The organism is Variovorax paradoxus, assembly GCF_024734665.1.
GTDB lineage: Bacteria > Pseudomonadota > Gammaproteobacteria > Burkholderiales > Burkholderiaceae_C > Variovorax.
Window position 1 is genome coordinate 7,057,378 of sequence record NZ_CP102931.1, and the last position, 17,043, is coordinate 7,074,420.

The window sequence follows — 17,043 nt, forward strand, 5'->3', positions numbered from 1 at the left end:
ATGAAGCAAGCACCAGCGCCGGAAGAACAACAGAGTCAGGAAGAGGCCGCGCCCGATGGGGAGGGCGCGCTGCGCTATGCCGCGCCAGCGCTCGAGAAGGGGCTGGACATCCTGGAGGCGCTGGCCGACAGCGCCACCGGCTACACGCTGAACGAACTGGCGCAGAAGGTCGGGCGCAAGGTCAGTGAGATCTTCCGCATGGCGGTGACGCTGCAGCGGCGCGGCTATGTGCAGGTCGACGAGAACGACCGCTACACGCTCACACTGCGCATGTTCGAACTGGCGCATCGCCAGCAACCGCTCAAGAGCCTGGTGAGCGCGGCGCTGCCGTTGCTGCGCGAGCTGGCCAACCGGGCGCGCCAGTCGTGCCACCTCACCATGTACCAGGGCGGGCGCGTGGTCGTCATCGCGCAGGTCGAGAGCCCCGAGCGCTGGTCGTTCGGGCTCAAGGTGGGGGTGGTGATGGGGCTGACGGACACGTCGTCAGGCCACGTGCTGCTGGCCTTCCGCGACGAGATCGACCGTGCCCGCATGCTGCGCGCCCACATCGGCGTGGAAGGCGAGCTCGACATGGACCCGGGCGAGCTCTTCGCCATCCTGCAGGAGGTGCGCGAGCGCGGCTACTCGGCCATGCCGAGCAAGCAGACGCGCGGCATCACCAACATCGCGTTCCCCGTAATGGGGGCGGCCGACCACGTGATCGCGTCGATCAATGTGCCGTACATCGAGCGCATCGACCAGAAGTCGGCGCCGGACGTGGTGCAGGTGCGCGGCATCGTCGGCAATATCTCCGCGCGCCTGTCGGCGCTGATGGGGGCCAGCGGCTACAACGACAACGAGTAGCGCCCGGCCCCGGGTGCTGCCCCTCAGTTTGCTTCGGGCGAGTCGTCGAGCGACGTCATCTCGCTCTTGTGCGCGGCGATGTCGCGCACGTTCTTCTGCACGGCCACCGCGCCGAACAGGCTCAGCAGGAAGGCCATGGCGTAGAAGCCCTTTTCGCTCGCGGCCAGCGTGGCGTTGAAGAGGCCGACGGCGAGCAGCGCCACCGACAGCAGCAGCGAGATCCAGCACAGGCCGTAGTAGATGCCGGTGACGGCGGTGCCTTCGAGGCGGTCGCGCACAGTCTTCTGCAGCGACACGGCGGCGAACAGGCCGTACATCAGGATGGTGAAGTAGTAGCCCTTCTCGTTGAGCTGCATGGAGGCGTTCCACAGCCCGATCAGGTAGACGATGGCGCCGATGAGCAGCGCGGCCCAGGATGCGGCGACGAATGCCGCGGTCGGTTTCTGGAATTTGACGGCCATGAAGTCCTCCTCGTGTGGTTGGTGCGCGATTATGGTGTGGGGCGCCGATGGCATGATCCGCGGCAGGCCGCCAGATTGCATCGCAAGCAGTCGAGCAGAACGGCCGTCAACTACGGAGGAGTTTTTCCATGTCATCCGACCCCGTCGGCCAGCCGTCTCTCGTTCGCACCGGCGCCAAGGCCGGCTTGTCTTTCGCCGGTTCCGTCATCAAGGGCGGCCTGCTTGGCGTCCTCCTTGGCGGCGGCGTTTTCTTCTTCTATCTGAGCCAGTTGCAGGGGCCGGGCAACACGGCTGCGCGTGCCGGTGGAGCCGGCGCCATCGTCGCGCTCATTACCTCGCCGCCGCTGCTGGTGGCGGTTCTGCTGCTGCTGTTCGTGGTCGTCTACGCGATGCTGGGCGTGCAGCAAGGGCGCGCGCGTGCGATGCAGCATCTGGTCGCGGCGCGTGGCGAGGCCGTGTCGCAGAGGCTCGGTGGCGCGATTGCCGGGCGCATCGAAGCGATGCCGCGCGCCCACGGCACTCTGCAGCGCGCGGCCGACTGGCTGTCGGTCGATGCATTGAGCAAGCAACTCGCGCCGGTACTGGGCGAAGGCAAGGCGGTGCGTTCGGTGGTGGGCTTCGTGCTCAACCGGCTGCCGCTGAGCGAGATGCTGGCCGAATGGCAGCAAAGTCGCGCGGAGCATGGCGAGCCGGTGGCAGGCGAGGGCGCTGTGCAAGACCCGGCGCTGCGCGCGCTACTCGCGCGCCGCATCCACGAGACGCTGCAGGACATGGCAACGCCTTCGCGCAAGCCGCTGTACATCGCGCTGGGCGCGCACGCGGCCCTGCTGGGCGTCGGGCTCTGGCTGGTGAACTGACGAAGCTGGCGAGGCGTGGCGCTCAGAGCGCCAGCATCAGCTTCAGGTTCTGCACCGCGGCGCCGCTGGCGCCCTTGCCGAGGTTGTCCAGGCGTGCGATGACCACGGCGTGGCGATGGTCCTCGTTGGGGAACACGCGGATCTCGAGCTCGTTGGTGTCGTTGAGTGCCAGCGCTTCGAGCTTGCCGTCCTCGGTGGGCGGCAGCACCTTCACGAATTTCTCGGGCGTGTTGCTGCGCGCATAGTGCGCGGCCAGCGCATCTTGCAGGTCGCCGGCCTTCGGCTTGCCGGGCAGCAGGTCGAGGTGCAGCGGCAGCTGGACCAGCATGCCCTGCTTGAAATTGCCCACCGACGGAATGAAGACCGGCCGGCGGGTGAGGCCGGTGTAGGTCATGATTTCGGGGATGTGCTTGTGCTTCAGGCCCAGGGCGTAGATTTCGAACGGCGATGCCTCGCCTTTTTCGTAGGCCTCGATCATGGTCCGGCCGCCGCCCGAATAGCCGCTCACGGAGGGCAGCGAGATGGGGAAGTCGACCGGCAGGATGCCCGCGTCGACCAGCGGGCGCACCATGGCGATGGCGCCGGTGGCGTAGCAGCCGGGGTTGCCGACGCGCTCGGCCTTGGCCACGGCTTGCCAGTGGCCTTCGGTGAGTTCGGGGAAGCCGAACACCCAACCGGGGGCGATGCGGTGCGCCGTGGAGGCGTCGATGATCTTGGGCTTCTTGCCGGGCAACTGGTCGATCAGCGCGACCGATTCGCGCGCCGCGTCGTCATGCAGGCACAGCACCACCAGGTCGACGCCCGCCATCAGGTCGCGCTTGGCGTTCACGTCTTTTCGCAGCTCGGGCGCGATGCTCACGAGTTCGATCTGCGGCATCGCCTGGAGCCGTTCGCGAATCTGCAGGCCGGTGGTGCCGGCTTCGCCGTCGATGAAAACCTTGGCCATGATGGAGGGTGCCCCGGGGTAACTAGAAGAAAGTACGTATTGCCCGCAACCCCACGTACAGTATTGGTGCGGCGCACCATGATACAGTCCGCGGTTGTTCGCCGCCCCCGGCCGTCAGGCCGCCGTCGCCCGCGAGCAACAGAGCAGAAACACTCTCACCCAGATCTCCCGTTCTCAACCTCCTCCTTCCGAGAGACATCCCTCATGAAGATTCACGAGTACCAAGGCAAGGAAATCCTTGCCAAGTTCGGCGTGCCGGTGCCGCGCGGCATCCCGGCCTATACGGTTCAGGAGGCGGTGGAAGCCGCCCAGAAACTTGGAGGCCCGGTCTGGGTCGTCAAGGCGCAGATTCACGCGGGTGGCCGCGGCAAGGGCGGTGGCGTCAAGGTCGCCAAGTCCATCGAAGATGTCAAGAAGCTCGCCGGCGAGATCCTCGGCATGCAACTCAAGACGCACCAGACCGGCCCCGAAGGCCAGAAGGTCCGCCGCCTCTACATCGAAGACGGCGCCGACATCAACAAGGAATACTACGTTTCGGCTGTGACCGACCGCGCCACCCAGAAGGTGGCCTTCATCGCATCGAGCGAAGGCGGCATGGACATCGAGGAAGTGGCTCACTCCTCGCCCGAGAAGATCATCACGGTGTTCGCAGACCCCGAAAAGGGCCTGACCGACGAACAGGCCAAGCAGATCGCCGACGGCATCGGCATGCCGGCCGACTCGACCGCCCAGACGGTCGACATCCTGAAGAAGCTCTACACCTGCTACATGGAGACGGACGCCTCGCTGGTCGAGATCAACCCGCTTAACCGTGACAGCAAGGGCAACGTCATGGCGCTGGACGCCAAGTTCAACTTCGACAGCAACGCGCTGTTCCGCCACCCCGAAATCGTGGCCCTGCGTGACCTCGACGAAGAAGACGCGGCCGAAGTCGAAGCCTCGAAGTTCGACCTCGCCTACATCTCGCTGGACGGCAACATCGGCTGCCTGGTGAACGGTGCCGGCCTGGCCATGGCCACCATGGACACCATCAAGCTGTTCGGCGGCGAGCCGGCCAACTTCCTGGACGTGGGCGGCGGTGCCACCCCCGAGAAGGTCACCGAAGCCTTCAAGATCATGCTGAAGAACAAGAACGTGGAGGCCATCCTCGTCAACATCTTCGGCGGCATCATGAAGTGCGACACCATCGCCACCGGCGTGATCGCAGCCTGCAAGGCCGTGAACCTGCAAGTGCCGCTGGTCGTTCGCATGAAGGGCACCAACGAAGTCGAAGGCAAGAAGCTGCTGGCCGATTCGGGCCTGCCGATCATCAGCGCCGACACCATGGCGGAAGCGGCCCAGAAGGTCGTGGCAGCAGTCAAGAAGGCCTAAGGAACAAGTCATGTCGATCTACATCAACAAAGACACCAAAGTCATCACGCAGGGCATCACCGGCAAGACCGGCCAGTTCCACACCGAGAAGTGCCAGGAATACGCGAACGGCAAGAACGCCTTCGTGGCGGGCGTGAACCCGAAGAAGGCCGGCGAGTCGATCTTCAACATCCCGATCTTCGGCTCGGTCAAGGAAGCCGCTTCGCAAACCGGCGCCACCGTGTCGGTGATCTACGTGCCGCCGGCAGGCGCCGCGGCCGCCATCTGGGAAGCCGTCGAGGCCGACCTGGACCTGGCGATCTGCATCACCGAAGGCATCCCGGTTCGCGACATGCTCGAAGTGCGCAACAAGATGAAGGCCAAGGAAGCGGCCGGCGGCAAGAAGACCTTGCTGCTGGGCCCGAACTGCCCCGGCCTGATCACGCCCGACGAAATCAAGATCGGCATCATGCCCGGCCACATCCATCGCAAGGGCCGCATCGGCGTGGTCTCGCGCTCGGGCACGCTGACGTATGAAGCCGTGGCTCAACTGACGGAAATCGGCCTGGGCCAATCGTCGGCAGTCGGCATCGGCGGCGACCCGATCAACGGTCTGAAGCACATCGACGTGATGAAGGCCTTCAACGACGATCCGGATACCGACGCCGTCATCATGATCGGCGAAATCGGCGGCCCGGACGAGGCCGACGCAGCCCGCTGGTGCAAGGAACACATGAAGAAGCCGGTGGTCGGCTTCATCGCCGGTGTTACCGCTCCTCCCGGCAAGCGCATGGGCCACGCCGGCGCGCTGATCTCGGGCGGCGCCGACACGGCTGATGCCAAGCTCGCCATCATGGAAGAATGCGGCTTCACCGTGACGCGCAACTTCTCGGAACTGGCCAAGCTGCTCAAGGCACAGCTCTAAACCGGAAAACGGCAGCAACATGCCGTAGGACCACGCAGAAACAAAGAAGCGCCCGCACTGGATTGCGGGCGCTTTTTTCAATAAAACACAGTGGGATCAGAGACATGGAAATTCTTCAAAGCACAGACTTCTGGTTAGGTCTGCTCAAGATCGTCTGGATCAACATCATCCTGTCGGGAGACAACGCGGTGGTGATTGCCATGGCGGCGCGTTCGTTGCCGCCCGCGCAGCAGAAAAAGGCCGTGCTCTTCGGCTCGGGCGCGGCCGTGGTGTTGCGTATCGTGCTCACGGTGGTGGCGGCCAAGCTGCTCGCGCTGCCTTACCTGCAGATCATCGGCGGCCTGCTGCTGCTGTGGATCGGCCTGCAGCTGCTGAGCGAGGACGACGAGGGCGAGGGCGAATCCAAGGAATACGGCAGCATGATGGCCGCCGTGCGCACCATCCTGCTGGCTGACCTGGTGATGAGCCTGGACAACGTGATTGCCGTCGCGGCCGCCGCGCAAGGCAGCATGGTCCTGCTGGTTCTCGGCTTGGCGATCAGCATTCCCTTGGTGATTTTCGGCAGCACGCTCATGATCAAGCTCATGGAACGTTTCCCGATCATCGTCATGCTGGGCGCCGCGCTGATCGGCTGGGTCGGCGGCGAAACCATCGTGCAAGACACGGTGCTGCGCGACACGCTGGCGGCCAACCCCTGGTTGCACTACGCGGCGGCTGCCGCAGGTGCGTTGCTCGTCGTGGCCGGTGGCCGCTTGCTGCAACGGCGCGCACGCGCCGCTGCGCACTGAGTTTTCGAGAAGTCGGCACTGACAAACCATGGCGAGTGTCGGCGTTTCCCTGTTCTCCACCCGCCCTCCGCTGACCTGGGAATTTGCCGCCCTGACCGACGTCGGGCGGACGCGCGCCCATAACGAAGACGCCGTGCACGTCGATCCTGCGCTCGGGCTGGCGTTGCTGGCCGACGGCATGGGCGGCTACAAGGGCGGCGAGGTTGCGAGCGCCATGGCTGTCTCGCTGATGCACGCCAGCTTCGGTCGGTGGTTCGCCCAGGCAGGGATGCAGGCGCCGACCCGCGTGATCCGGCGGGCGCTGCAGGCGGCCACGGACGAGGCCAACAGCTCGATCCTGCATGCCGGCATGACCAATCACGAACTGCAGGGCATGGGGACGACCCTGGTGCTCGCGGCGTTCCGGCCGCAGCGCGTGCTGGTCGGCCACATCGGCGATTCGCGGTGCTACCGGGTGCGCAACAACAAGCTGGAGTTGCTCACTCGCGATCACTCGCTGCGGCAGCAGCAGCTCGATGCTGGCGCCATTACCGCCGAGGAAGCCCTGAATTCGCCCACCCGCAACCTCGTTACGCGCGCCGTGGGCGTGGAGGCCCAAGTCTTGCTGGAGATGCACGAACACAGCGCAAGACCGGGCGATCTCTATATGCTTTGCTCCGACGGGCTCAGCGAGATGGTTTCGGATGAGCAGCTTTTCACGCTTCTAGGACACGATGTCGGGCTTCAGAAAAAAGCATCACTTTTGGTTTCAATTGCCAATGACAATGGTGGACGGGACAACATCTCGGTTGTCCTTGCCAGCGCGAGCGTTGCAGAAGCGCCTCGCACGGCCAAGTAGCAGGCCCTGGCGGCAATCCGCCAATGTGCTTGCCGTCATTCAAGCTCTGGATTCGGGGAGTCGGCAATGCCGAAGATGATCATCTCGGTCGATGGCGTTGTCATCGGGCAAGTGGCGCTTGCCAAGGAACGCACGACGCTGGGACGCCGTGCTTACAACGACATCGTGATCGACAATCTGGCGGTCAGCGGCGAGCATGCTGTGCTGCACATGAGCGGTGGCGAAGTCGAAATTGAAGATCTCAACAGCACCAACGGCACCTACGTCAATGCGCTCGCCATCCAGAAGCAGGCGCTCAAGGACAACGATGTCATCGAGGTCGGGGGCTGTCGCATCCATTTCCGCGCGCGCAGCAATCTGCCCATTGGCACTGGCTCGGTCCGCTCCCCGTCGGCCGAGTACCCCTCGGGGTCCATGCCGCTGTCGTCGGCGCCAACGGAATCCGGCGCTTTGGTCGAGCTCGGCATTCCGGTGCTGCGCGTGCTCTCCGGCGCCAACGAAGGGCAGGACGTGGCCCTGCAGAAGGTCGTCACCACCATCGGCAAGCCCGGTGTCGCGGTGGCTGTGGTCACGCGCCGCCGGCAGGGCTACGTGGCCGCGGGCGTCGAAGGCAATGTCACGCTCAACGGCCTGCAGCTCGGCGCCGAGGCGGTTGCGCTGCAGGAGCGCGACGTGCTCGAACTGGGCGGCGCCACGCGCATGCAGTTCGTGCGCATCTGAGCCGCTTTTTCTTTCGGCCCGCCGCGGCAACGCGCGTACGGACGCCGCGCCGTGAGGGAACTGCGGCGGCACTGGCCGCGCATCGCCATCACCCTGCTGCCCGTGTTGCTGGCGCTGGCGCATGCCACCGGCGCCTGGCCGCTGACCGCGCTCGAACGCCTTGACCGGCTGATCTACGACATTCGCCTGCGCGCCACCATGCCGGGTACACCCGACGCGCGGGTCGTGATCATCGACGTCGACGACGCCAGCCTGGCGCGCCAGGGCCAATGGCCTTGGGCACGCGACAAGATCGCCCGCCTCACCACGGAACTGATGACCCGCCAGCAGGCGGCCGTGCTCGGCTTCGACGTCATGTTTCTCGAGCCGGACCGCAGCTCGGGCCTCGACAGGCTGCGGGAGATGGCGAGCGGGCCTCTGGGCAGCGTGCCGGGGCTGGCCGCCGAGGTCGAGCGACTGGCGCCTGGCCTCGACCATGACGCCACCTTCGCCGCGGCGCTGAGCGGCCGGCGCGTGGCACTGGGCTACTACTTCACGCGGACCGAGGCGCCGAGTGCCAAGGGACAGCTGCCTGCTGCCCCCTTGCTGCCAGCCGGGGTCTTCCCCTCGGGCGGGATCTACGCAACGACCTGGAACGGCTTCGGTGCCAGCCTGCCGGCACTGGCGCAGGCCGCGCCAATGGCGGGTTTCCTGAATACGCTGGTCGGTGCCAACGGCGACGGCGTCATTCGCAGCGTTCCGCTCATCGCCCGCTACGAGGGCGACAAGGCGCAGCCGGGCTACTACGAGTCGCTGGGGCTCGCCGTCTACCGCCTCGCGAACGGATCGCCGCCCGTGCAGCCGGCCTTTGCGCCCGGAGGAGGCGCCACGCCGCAGCTCGAATCGCTGAGAGTGGGCCGCCTGCGAATTCCGGTCGACGGCACGGGCAGCATGCACGTGCCGTTTCGTGGCCCCGGTGGTGCGGACGGTGGATCGTTCCGCTATGTGCCCGCCGCCGACGTGCTCGAAGGCCGGCTCAGGCCGGGCGAGCTGAAAGACAAGATCGTGCTGCTGGGCGCCACGGCCCCAGGGCTGCAGGATCTGCGCGCCACGCCTGTCGAGGCTGCGTTTCCGGGCGTGGAAGTGCATGCCAACGTTGTCTCCGCCCTGCTCGACCATCGCCTGCTCAGCGTGCCCGACTACGCGGTGGGCTATGAAGTGCTGCTGGTCGCGGTGACGGGGCTCGTGCTGGCCTTCGGGCTGTCGTTGCTGTCGGCATCGCGCGCCCTGCTGCTGGCCGCGGGGACGATCGCCGCGCTGATCGGGCTCAACACCTGGCTGTACGTGAGCCACAGCCTCGTGCTGCCGCTGGCGTCGACGCTGGCGATGACGGCGCTGGCCTTCGTGTTCAACATGAGCTGGGGCTATTTCGTCGAATCGCGCGCGCGGCGCGGCCTGGTGCGGCTCTTCGGTACCTACGTGCCGCCGCAGCTCGTCAACGAAATGATGGAGCACCCCGGCCGCTACAGCATGCGCGCCGAGAGCAAGCCCATGACCGTGATGTTCTGCGACATGCGCGACTTCACCCGTCTGTCGGAGCAGATGGCGCCGGCCGAACTGCAGGCCTTTCTCAACACCGTCTTCAGCCGGCTCACCAACGTCATCAGCGCGCACCGCGGCACCATCGACAAGTACATGGGCGACTGCGTCATGGCCTTCTGGGGCGCACCCATCGACACGCCCGACCACGCCACGCTCGCCGTGCGGGCCGCGCTCGACATGGCCGATGCCGTGCACGACATCAACCGCATCCACCGCGCCAGCGGCCGGCCCGAGATCAGCGTGGGCATCGGCATCAACAGCGGCGTGATGAGCGTGGGCGACATGGGCTCCACCGCACGCCGCAGCTATACCGTGGTCGGCGACGCGGTCAATCTCGCATCCCGCCTCGAGGGCCTGAGCGGACACTATGGCGTGGAAGTCGTGGCCAGCGGCGCGACATGCGAACTGGCGCCCGACTACATCTGGCAAGAACTCGATAGCGTTCGCGTCAAGGGAAAGGCACAAGCCGTTGCCGTTTTTACGCCTCTGGCCGTACGCACACCCGAAGCCGCGGCGCAGACGCAGCAACTGCTCGGCCGCTGGAGCGAAGTGCTCGCGGCCTACCGACGGCAGGACTGGGCGATGGGCCGAAACTTGCTGGCCCCCCTGCTCGCCGCCGATGCCAAAAAAGTCCTTTACCAGCTCTACGCCCAGCGTTTAGCCTCGATGGCGTTGCGACCGCAAGACCCGAACTGGGATGGCGCGACCCGGTTCGAAACCAAATGACGACAGACGCATACAAGGGGTCTTTCACAATGCAGGTTCGTGTGCTGGGTTGCTCGGGCGCCATCGCCAAAGACTGCCGCACCACCTCTTTCCTGGTCGACACGGACCTGCTCGTCGATGCGGGCACGGGCGTCGGAGACCTCACGCTCGAAGAGATGGTCCGCATCGACGATGTCGTGCTCACCCACAGCCACCTCGACCACATTGCAGCGCTCCCCCTGATGCTCGACGCCGTGGGCAGCCGCCGCACTCAGCCGCTGCGCGTGCATGCGCTGAAAGCCACCATCGATGCGCTGCGGGCGCATGTGTTCAACAACGTCATCTGGCCGGATTTCGAGAGCATTCCCAGCATCGAGGCGCCGTTCGTGAGCTTTCACGACATTGCGGTCGGGCAACGGCTGCCGCTGGGCAGCCGCGAGCCCAAGCTGGTCGAGGTGCTGCCCGCGGTTCATACGGTGCCGGCTTGCGGCTTTGCCGTGCGACGGGCCGAAGGCGGCGCCCATTGGGTGTTCAGCGGGGATACCGAGCGCAACGCGCCCTTCTGGGAGCGAGTGAATGCGCTCGACGTGGCGATGCTGGTGATCGAAACAGCCTTCAGCAGCCGCGAGCAGGCGCTGGCCGAGCGCAGCCTGCACCTGTCGCCCGCGGTGCTGGCTGACGAGTTGGCGCACATCGGGCCGGGAAAGCAATACCCGATCTACATCACCCATACCAAGCCCACTGAAACCGACGAAATCATGAGCCAGATCGAGGCGCTGATGGACGAGCAGGTGGCGGGGCTGGCACAGCGGGATATTCGCTGGCTGAAGGCGGATGGGATCCTGATTTGCTGATGCTGGGTAATGCGTTGGCATGACAAATTTGTCACCAAACGTGGCATCTTGAAGCAACTTATGTCACACGACGTAACGTCAATGTGATCAAAGTTGACGTGTTCGGTCAGCAGGAGGCTCCGGGGACGGGTGGCACAGATGCTGCGGAAGGTACCTCGCTCCGGGCAGGTTCCCGGGCGTAACAACCAACCAACCTGGAGTTAGTTAAATGAACCGTCGTACTCTCGCCCGCCGCGCACAGGCCGGCTTTACCCTAATCGAATTGATGATCGTTGTGGCGATCATTGGTATTTTGGCTGCTATCGCGATTCCCCAGTACCAAACGTACATCGCCAAGTCGCAAGTGACGCGTGTTGTTGGCGAAACTGGCGCGCTGAAAACATCGGTCGAAACCTGTATTCTGGACGGCAAGCTGACTGTCGGTGCCGCGACCACGGCTGCTCCCAACCTTTGCGATCCCCAAGCAAGTGCATCTAACCTTCTGACGGGCGCAGTGCAAGGTACTGGCGCCGCCGCCAGCGGCAATGGTTACCCCCAAGTGAAGACGCCTTTGACCGGCACTGGCGGCGACACCATCACCGGCACGTTGGGTAGCAATGCAGCTGCTGCTATCGCGGGCAAGAAGATTCAGTGGACGCGTGACGCAAACGGTACGTGGACCTGTCTGACCGACGCTGACTCCAAGTACGCTCCGCCGGCTTGCAAGAACGGCACTGTTACGTAAGTTGTAGAAATTAAAAAAGCCGCCTTCGGGCGGCTTTTTTTATGGGCTGACCCGTCCTGACCTGGATTTACACCTTTTTCCCTCAAGAAAAGGCAAGTCAATGGAACCAAGCGTCAAACGCACACAGCGGGACTACACCCTGGATTTTAAGCTGTCGGTGGTCGACTAGGTAGAAAAAGGCGAACTCACGTACAAGCAGGCCCAGCAGCGCTACGGCATCCAGGGCCGTTCGACCGGACCGTGCTGGCGTGGCTGCGCAAGCATGGCCGCCAGAACTGGGGTGCGGCATCATGCCATGCCAGTACCGATCAAGAAATCCTCATCTGCACCCGCTGCACCGCTGATTCCCGAACAGAAGATCAAGGTCCTGGAAGTCCAGCTTCGCGAAGCCAACGAGAAGGCCCAACTGTTCCAAATCCAGGGTCAGATTCCAATTGAATCTGAATTGCCTCCGCTGTCGTTTCGTCTGCTGGGCTAGCGCAACAAACCAGCTACTGGGCGAGAGTCTTGGGAGCGCGCTACAAGTATCAGGGCGACGTTCAGACTGGCTGCCTCTGTCTTCCGTGAGGATCTTCACCTGCTCGAGCCGGTGTGTGGCTGCAGCCAATGTTGTCCGTGACGCTACGAGCACCACCACTAGGCCACGCTTGTGCGCGACAGCCACGCCACGCCATGCTGACCTTCACGCCGAATTTGCGAGGCCGGCGGGCCGATGCACTCGACTTTTGGCATGCTAGGGCATAGCGCTTGTGCTTGTTCTTGGCGGGGCAGATGCTGATGCGCCCGGCTCTGCCCATCAGCTCGCGCAGCACAACGCCGAACTTGTAGGTGTGTGCTTTAAACAAGACAGGCTGACCATGAGGTGAGTGGGAAGACGGAGGCAGCCTCTCGTTGCGACGCTGGCGCTTGCGACCGATAGGGAGGGCCGAAAAGATCGTCGTGTTGGAGGACGCGATCGGCGCGTATCCGGCGCGCGAAACAATGGGTTGCGGCCTCTTCAGTTTGCATCCAAGGAAGGCGGTTCGTCAGCACCACCAAAGAGTGACGAAGGTCGATCATCTCGGTCCGGCGGGAGCGGGGGGAGGAATTCAGCTACCTGTACAACGCAACGATTCCTGGGATTCGGCAGACCCGAAATATCGATGCAGCAGGGTTTATGCAGGGATGCGGAGTTCGCAGAGCCAACTGAAAACGCCCGATGAGATTCATCGGGCGTCTTGAACGGCTTTACCGAGTTGGGTGTCTGTCCTTCAAATTCTCTGAAACAACCGCCCTCAATCAATCGTCGGCACTTCCCGCCAATTCAACAACCGCAGCCCCGTCCCCTTGCCGAAGTCAATCGGCGGCTGGTTCACTTCACCCTTCACATTGCCCGCGATGCCCTGCATCCGGCCGTTGTTGTTGATGATTTGAATGTCCGTGATCGCACTGCTGTAGCCGACATACGCGGCCCCTGTGGTCAGCGCGGTCGTGCCGGACCCGTAGTTCACCGCATAGATGCGGCTCTGACCCGAGGGGCTGCAAGCATCGCCGGTGGTCAGCAGGCTGGAAAACACCACGACCCCGTTGAACGACGTCGGCCCCAGCGTCACGCGCCAGGTAATCCCCGAAGTCGCGTCCTTGCCCAGGTCGAGATACCAGCCCAACTGCGTTCCTAGGTTGAACGCGGTGGTACCTGTCAGGTTGGCCTCGGTGAGCGCACCCAGGTTGCTGCGTGTGATCGGGTAGGTGCCTCCGCTGCCGAAACCCGTCGCAGTGCCATCGATGATCGCGTAGAACGACTGACCCGCCGTCGAATTGATGTCCACTGTGTCGAGCAGTTGACCTGTGCCGAACAGCACATAGCGCTTCTTGCTCTTGGGATCGATTTCAATCAGAGGCTGCGTCGTGATCGGTTGGGCCGTACCGCTGGCATCCGCCAGGGTCGCCAGCTTCAATGGTGCAGGGTAGGAACCGCTGCTGCCCTTCGCCGCCGTCACGTCAAAGCGCCAGAGCTGCCCGTTCAGGTCGCCCGCGTAGAGTGCGTCGGCGGTACCGTCCGTGAAGTCGGTGATGTAGGCGGTCAGCTGCGTCAGGCCCGCCGACGCATTGCCCGTTTGCACCTTCTCGAGCAGCGCGCCAGTCTTCGGGTTCACAAAATACACATAGCCGTAGCCATCGGTGTTGTTGTAGCCCGAAGTGAGGACCACGACCCAGCCGTACTTCTTGGTCTTCAGAACCACTGGCGTACCGAAGCTGTAGCCCAAGGTATTGCCGACACCCGTGGTCGCGCTGGAGAACTCCCAGAGCACCTTGCCCTTGATGTTGTCCTCGCTGGTCATGCTTGTGGGGTCGGTGACATCGATGGCATAGAAGCCCTTGCCACCCTTGCCAAGACCGCCGATCAGCACGGTGTGCCAGTCCGAGTTGTTGCCGGTGGTCGTGGTGGTGAAGACGCCGCCCGCGGTATTGAAGTCGATGTCGAAGGTCTTCGGAGACGCGTCAACGTAGTAACGGTGTTCGTAGTCCGGGTTGCCGAGCTGTCCCAAGCCGTTGAGCGCCGGCGTGGCGGGGCTGCTGGGGCCCGAGAACAGCATGCTCGGCACGTACGCGAACAGCTCCTGGCCGGCGGTGGTTCCGGTCAATGCGCCGTTGAATGCGTGCATCATGCCGTCGTTGGCGCCTGCGTAGACGATGGTCGGTCGGGAGGCGTAGTCCGTCTTGAACTTCGCATAGCCGGGGTTGACCGTGTTCGAGAACTGGCCCGAGGGTGGTCCTACGGGTGTGACCTTCGCATTCACGATGTCCCCGAGCAGCAATGCGCGGCGGCGGTAAGGTTTGGTGTCGTCGGTGGTCGTCTTCTCCTTGCTTCGGTCGCCACGCAGATAGTTGAGAAAGTCGCCGCTGTCGTCGCCTGTCACCCACGGCGTATCGAGTGCGGTGGATTGGGCCGAGGTCAGGTTTGCCTTGCGGAAGGGCACGCCAGCAGTACCGTTCCAGGTGAGCACCCGACGTGCGGTATCCCAGCCGGCGCCGGCAAGTTGGTTTTCCAACGTGGTGGAGGTGTTCCACATCTCCGTGAGAGTCGGCACGCCGGCCGGGAAAGTGAGCTGGCTGCCGGAAAGCACGCCGGTCCATCCGTTCGAGTCATATTGCGATGCATAGGACGCCGCACCGGAAGACGACACCTGCGGGCTGGACAGCGAGAACGAAGTGGTAAACGACTTGATGGCGTTGGCAATGCTCGCGAATGCCTTCGTCAGACCATCCACCATCGAGTCGGGTCGGCCCGCGGTGAAGTAGTTGTCGGGCCGCGGCTGCGTGGTGCCGCCGTTTCGGGTATCCGTGAGCATGTCGCCGCTTGTTGCCCACCAGGCTTGCGGAATGGTGTCGTTGAAGGTGTATGGGTTGAAAGTGCTCTGCATGCTCGTGGGTATCTTGAGTCCCCCGAACTTCGCCGCCAGGTAGAACTGGTTGTTCGCCTGGAAAGCCTGCTCGAGCACGTCGACCCAGTAGGTTTGCACTGTCTGCTTGCCGACGGTGTTTGACTTGGTCGCGTCGTCAGGCCGGATGTCCTTGGTGTTCGCGTCGTAGGCAAGCCCGGCCATGCGCGCCGAGTTATTGCTGCAGCAGCCGTTCGAAATATTGGTACGCGTGCCGAGGTCGTCGCCCATGCCTTGCAGCTGGCCGACCTTGTTGGTGGCTACCACCGCATCGACGGTCGTGTCGGCCGTGACCTTTGCAGGCATCGCGGGTTCGTTCGCGTTGTTCGTATTGCCGGGCACGTTCTTGTCGGCGTGGGTGTAGATGTCGCCGATGCCCAGAACGAAGTTGCGCTGGCACGAATACTGGATCGGGTCGTCCCAATTGGTGATGACCGGAAAGCCGTCGAGGCGTTTCGCCGTCGTGTTGGTGTCGGTGGTGTTGAGGTTGCTCCACTCCGGCACGTTGCCCAGGTTGCGGTAGTAGCGCAGCGCCGCGTAGTAGAGCTCGCTGACCGGGTCGTTCGACTTGTAGTTACCGGGAATGATCTGGCCGAACTTGTTGAGGTAGTTGATCACGCCGCTGTCGGCAATGGTCACGCCGTTGGCCGAGGTGGCGGTGGCGTCGGCCGGGTTGGGGTTGCGAACGAACACGCCGGTGTTCTCATCCCATTCCTTCGATGCGTTGCTGGTGTCGGGCAGGCCGGGCACCGGTTGCAGCGGCCCCACGAACTTCTGGCGTGCGCGCATCACGCCGCCGTCACGGCCGTTGCCGTCCTCGTTCAGATAGCCGAAGGCGCTGAAGCGCATGCGGCGCGCGTACTGCTGGATCAGGCCCTCGGGCTTCCAGTTGTTCCCATACTGTTTGCAGTTGCTCTCCACGCCGCCAGGTGCGTTGGGGTTGCATACCCTGTTGCGCATTGTGTAGTCGTTGGTGACCGCGGCACCGATGTCGCTGGTGAAGGTGCTGAAGCCATTGTCCGTGGGCTTCTTCCACAGGAACTGCATCACCGCACCGCCGCCGTTCTCGTAGTACTCGATCTTCACGTCGAAGCTTTGCCCGGCAGTGAGCAGGACTGTGGCGTCATAGCTGGTCGCTCCTTGGTCGATCCACTTGTTGATCAACTGCACGCCGGAAATCCACAGGCGCACGCCGTCGTCCGCCCGCACCCGGAAGGTGTAGGTGCCGGTGGAAGGCGCCACGAAGGTGCCCGTGAAGCGCGCGGCGAAATTGTCCGCGCCAATGCCCGTCACGGGCGCGCCGTTGCCCCAGTCGTGGTCCACGGTGTCCTGATTCACCGTGACAGTGGGGGTGCCTGTAAGAGTCTTGTTGGCGGCGTTGTAGTACTCGCCTTTCAACGACGCACCGGATGCGGTGATGCGCATCGCATACTTGCGGCCATTGACCGAAATGCCGAGGCTGGTGGCGTTGCTGAACGGTGTGGCGCCCGCGATCTCGGTGGTGGGAAGGGTGCGGTCGTCGAACAGGCCTTGCCCCGCGTGATAGCCCTTCTCCAGGATGGTGTCGGTGGCTGTGTCCACCACGCGTCTGCCGCCGGTCATTGCCCAGCGGAACGGGTCGATGGTCGCCGTGGCCGCCCAGTTCAGGAAGTTGCCGCTCCACTTCGTGCCATCGCACTTGCGGTTGGTGCCCACGGCCGTCGGATCGAAGAAGCTCTTGTCGCCGGTGTTGGTTTCGTTGGCGGTGGTGTCTACCACATAGCTGTAGCACTTGGCCGGGTCGAAGTAACCCAGGAATGTGCTGGCGCTGGAGTAGGCGGCGGTGTGCGCGGTGCGGGAGGCCGTCGGCCATTCCACAGACAGCGTCAGCGCCAGGTTGCCGGGCACGTTGGACGTGGCGAAGACCGGCTGGTCCGCCAGACTGGCAGCGCCAGCCAACCCAGGCATGCCGAGGAATGCGCCGGCCAGCGCTGCGGTGCCGGCGAGACGCGCGGCAAGGATGGAAATCTTGTTCATGGTTCTTCCGCGA

13 protein-coding genes and 2 pseudogenes are annotated in these 17,043 nt (G+C 64.0%); 11 read left to right on the plus strand and 4 right to left on the minus strand.

Annotated elements, in window-relative coordinates; translation table 11 throughout:
- Positions 1–843 carry an IclR family transcriptional regulator gene (locus tag NWF24_RS33040; RefSeq protein WP_258352198.1) on the plus strand — a complete coding sequence of 281 codons (843 nt, stop codon included), beginning with the start codon at positions 1–3 and terminating at the stop codon, positions 841–843.
- A 23-nt stretch (positions 844–866) separates the two neighbouring features.
- Here the strand turns inward: NWF24_RS33040 and yiaA are convergent, their stop codons facing one another.
- Complete coding sequence (yiaA, locus tag NWF24_RS33045; protein WP_258352199.1) at positions 867–1,304, minus strand: inner membrane protein YiaA; 438 nt, start codon at positions 1,302–1,304, stop codon at positions 867–869.
- Positions 1,305–1,432: 128 nt separating this feature from the next.
- Between yiaA and NWF24_RS33050 the strand changes: the two genes are divergently transcribed.
- Complete coding sequence (locus NWF24_RS33050; protein WP_258352200.1) at positions 1,433–2,161, plus strand: hypothetical protein; 729 nt, start codon at positions 1,433–1,435, stop codon at positions 2,159–2,161.
- A 22-nt stretch (positions 2,162–2,183) separates the two neighbouring features.
- Here the strand turns inward: NWF24_RS33050 and argC are convergent, their stop codons facing one another.
- The gene (gene argC / locus NWF24_RS33055) at positions 2,184–3,107 is read right to left on the minus strand and encodes an N-acetyl-gamma-glutamyl-phosphate reductase (RefSeq protein WP_258352201.1); all 924 of its coding nucleotides are present in this window, start codon (positions 3,105–3,107) and stop codon (positions 2,184–2,186) included.
- A 204-nt stretch (positions 3,108–3,311) separates the two neighbouring features.
- Between argC and sucC the strand changes: the two genes are divergently transcribed.
- The 9 genes and pseudogenes from sucC to NWF24_RS33105 all read left to right on the plus strand — a co-directional run.
- Positions 3,312–4,478 (plus strand): ADP-forming succinate--CoA ligase subunit beta, encoded by a 1,167-nt coding sequence (gene sucC / locus NWF24_RS33060; RefSeq protein WP_042577345.1) that lies wholly within the window; start codon positions 3,312–3,314, stop codon positions 4,476–4,478.
- Positions 4,479–4,488: 10 nt separating this feature from the next.
- Entirely contained in the window at positions 4,489–5,382 is an 894-nt protein-coding gene (gene sucD, locus NWF24_RS33065) for a succinate--CoA ligase subunit alpha (RefSeq protein ID WP_007828710.1), read from the plus strand.
- Between the two features lie 104 nt (positions 5,383–5,486).
- Positions 5,487–6,170, plus strand: coding sequence for a TerC family protein (locus tag NWF24_RS33070; RefSeq protein ID WP_258352202.1), 684 nt, complete (start codon positions 5,487–5,489; stop codon positions 6,168–6,170).
- Between the two features lie 28 nt (positions 6,171–6,198).
- Complete coding sequence (locus NWF24_RS33075) at positions 6,199–7,008, plus strand: Stp1/IreP family PP2C-type Ser/Thr phosphatase (protein WP_258352203.1); 810 nt, start codon at positions 6,199–6,201, stop codon at positions 7,006–7,008.
- Positions 7,009–7,074: 66 nt separating this feature from the next.
- Positions 7,075–7,728, plus strand: coding sequence for an FHA domain-containing protein (locus tag NWF24_RS33080; RefSeq protein ID WP_093174460.1), 654 nt, complete (start codon positions 7,075–7,077; stop codon positions 7,726–7,728).
- Between the two features lie 51 nt (positions 7,729–7,779).
- Positions 7,780–10,035 (plus strand): CHASE2 domain-containing protein, encoded by a 2,256-nt coding sequence (locus tag NWF24_RS33085; RefSeq protein ID WP_258352204.1) that lies wholly within the window; start codon positions 7,780–7,782, stop codon positions 10,033–10,035.
- A gap of 29 nt (positions 10,036–10,064) precedes the next feature.
- Positions 10,065–10,868 (plus strand): 3',5'-cyclic-nucleotide phosphodiesterase, encoded by an 804-nt coding sequence (locus tag NWF24_RS33090; protein WP_258355398.1) that lies wholly within the window; start codon positions 10,065–10,067, stop codon positions 10,866–10,868.
- 208 nt (positions 10,869–11,076) lie between these two features.
- The gene (locus NWF24_RS33100; RefSeq protein WP_309148852.1) at positions 11,077–11,592 is read left to right on the plus strand and encodes a pilin; all 516 of its coding nucleotides are present in this window, start codon (positions 11,077–11,079) and stop codon (positions 11,590–11,592) included.
- A 100-nt stretch (positions 11,593–11,692) separates the two neighbouring features.
- Positions 11,693–12,007 (plus strand): annotated as a pseudogene (locus NWF24_RS33105) (IS3 family transposase); the annotation flags it as partial.
- Positions 12,008–12,424: 417 nt separating this feature from the next.
- Here NWF24_RS33105 and NWF24_RS33110 read toward each other — a convergent pair.
- Together NWF24_RS33110 and NWF24_RS33115 are read right to left on the minus strand one after the other, a co-directional pair.
- Positions 12,425–12,651, minus strand: a pseudogene (locus NWF24_RS33110) (IS5/IS1182 family transposase); the annotation flags it as partial.
- 215 nt (positions 12,652–12,866) lie between these two features.
- Entirely contained in the window at positions 12,867–17,030 is a 4,164-nt protein-coding gene (locus NWF24_RS33115; RefSeq protein WP_258352205.1) for a PilC/PilY family type IV pilus protein, read from the minus strand.
- Positions 17,031–17,043 lie beyond the last annotated feature (13 nt).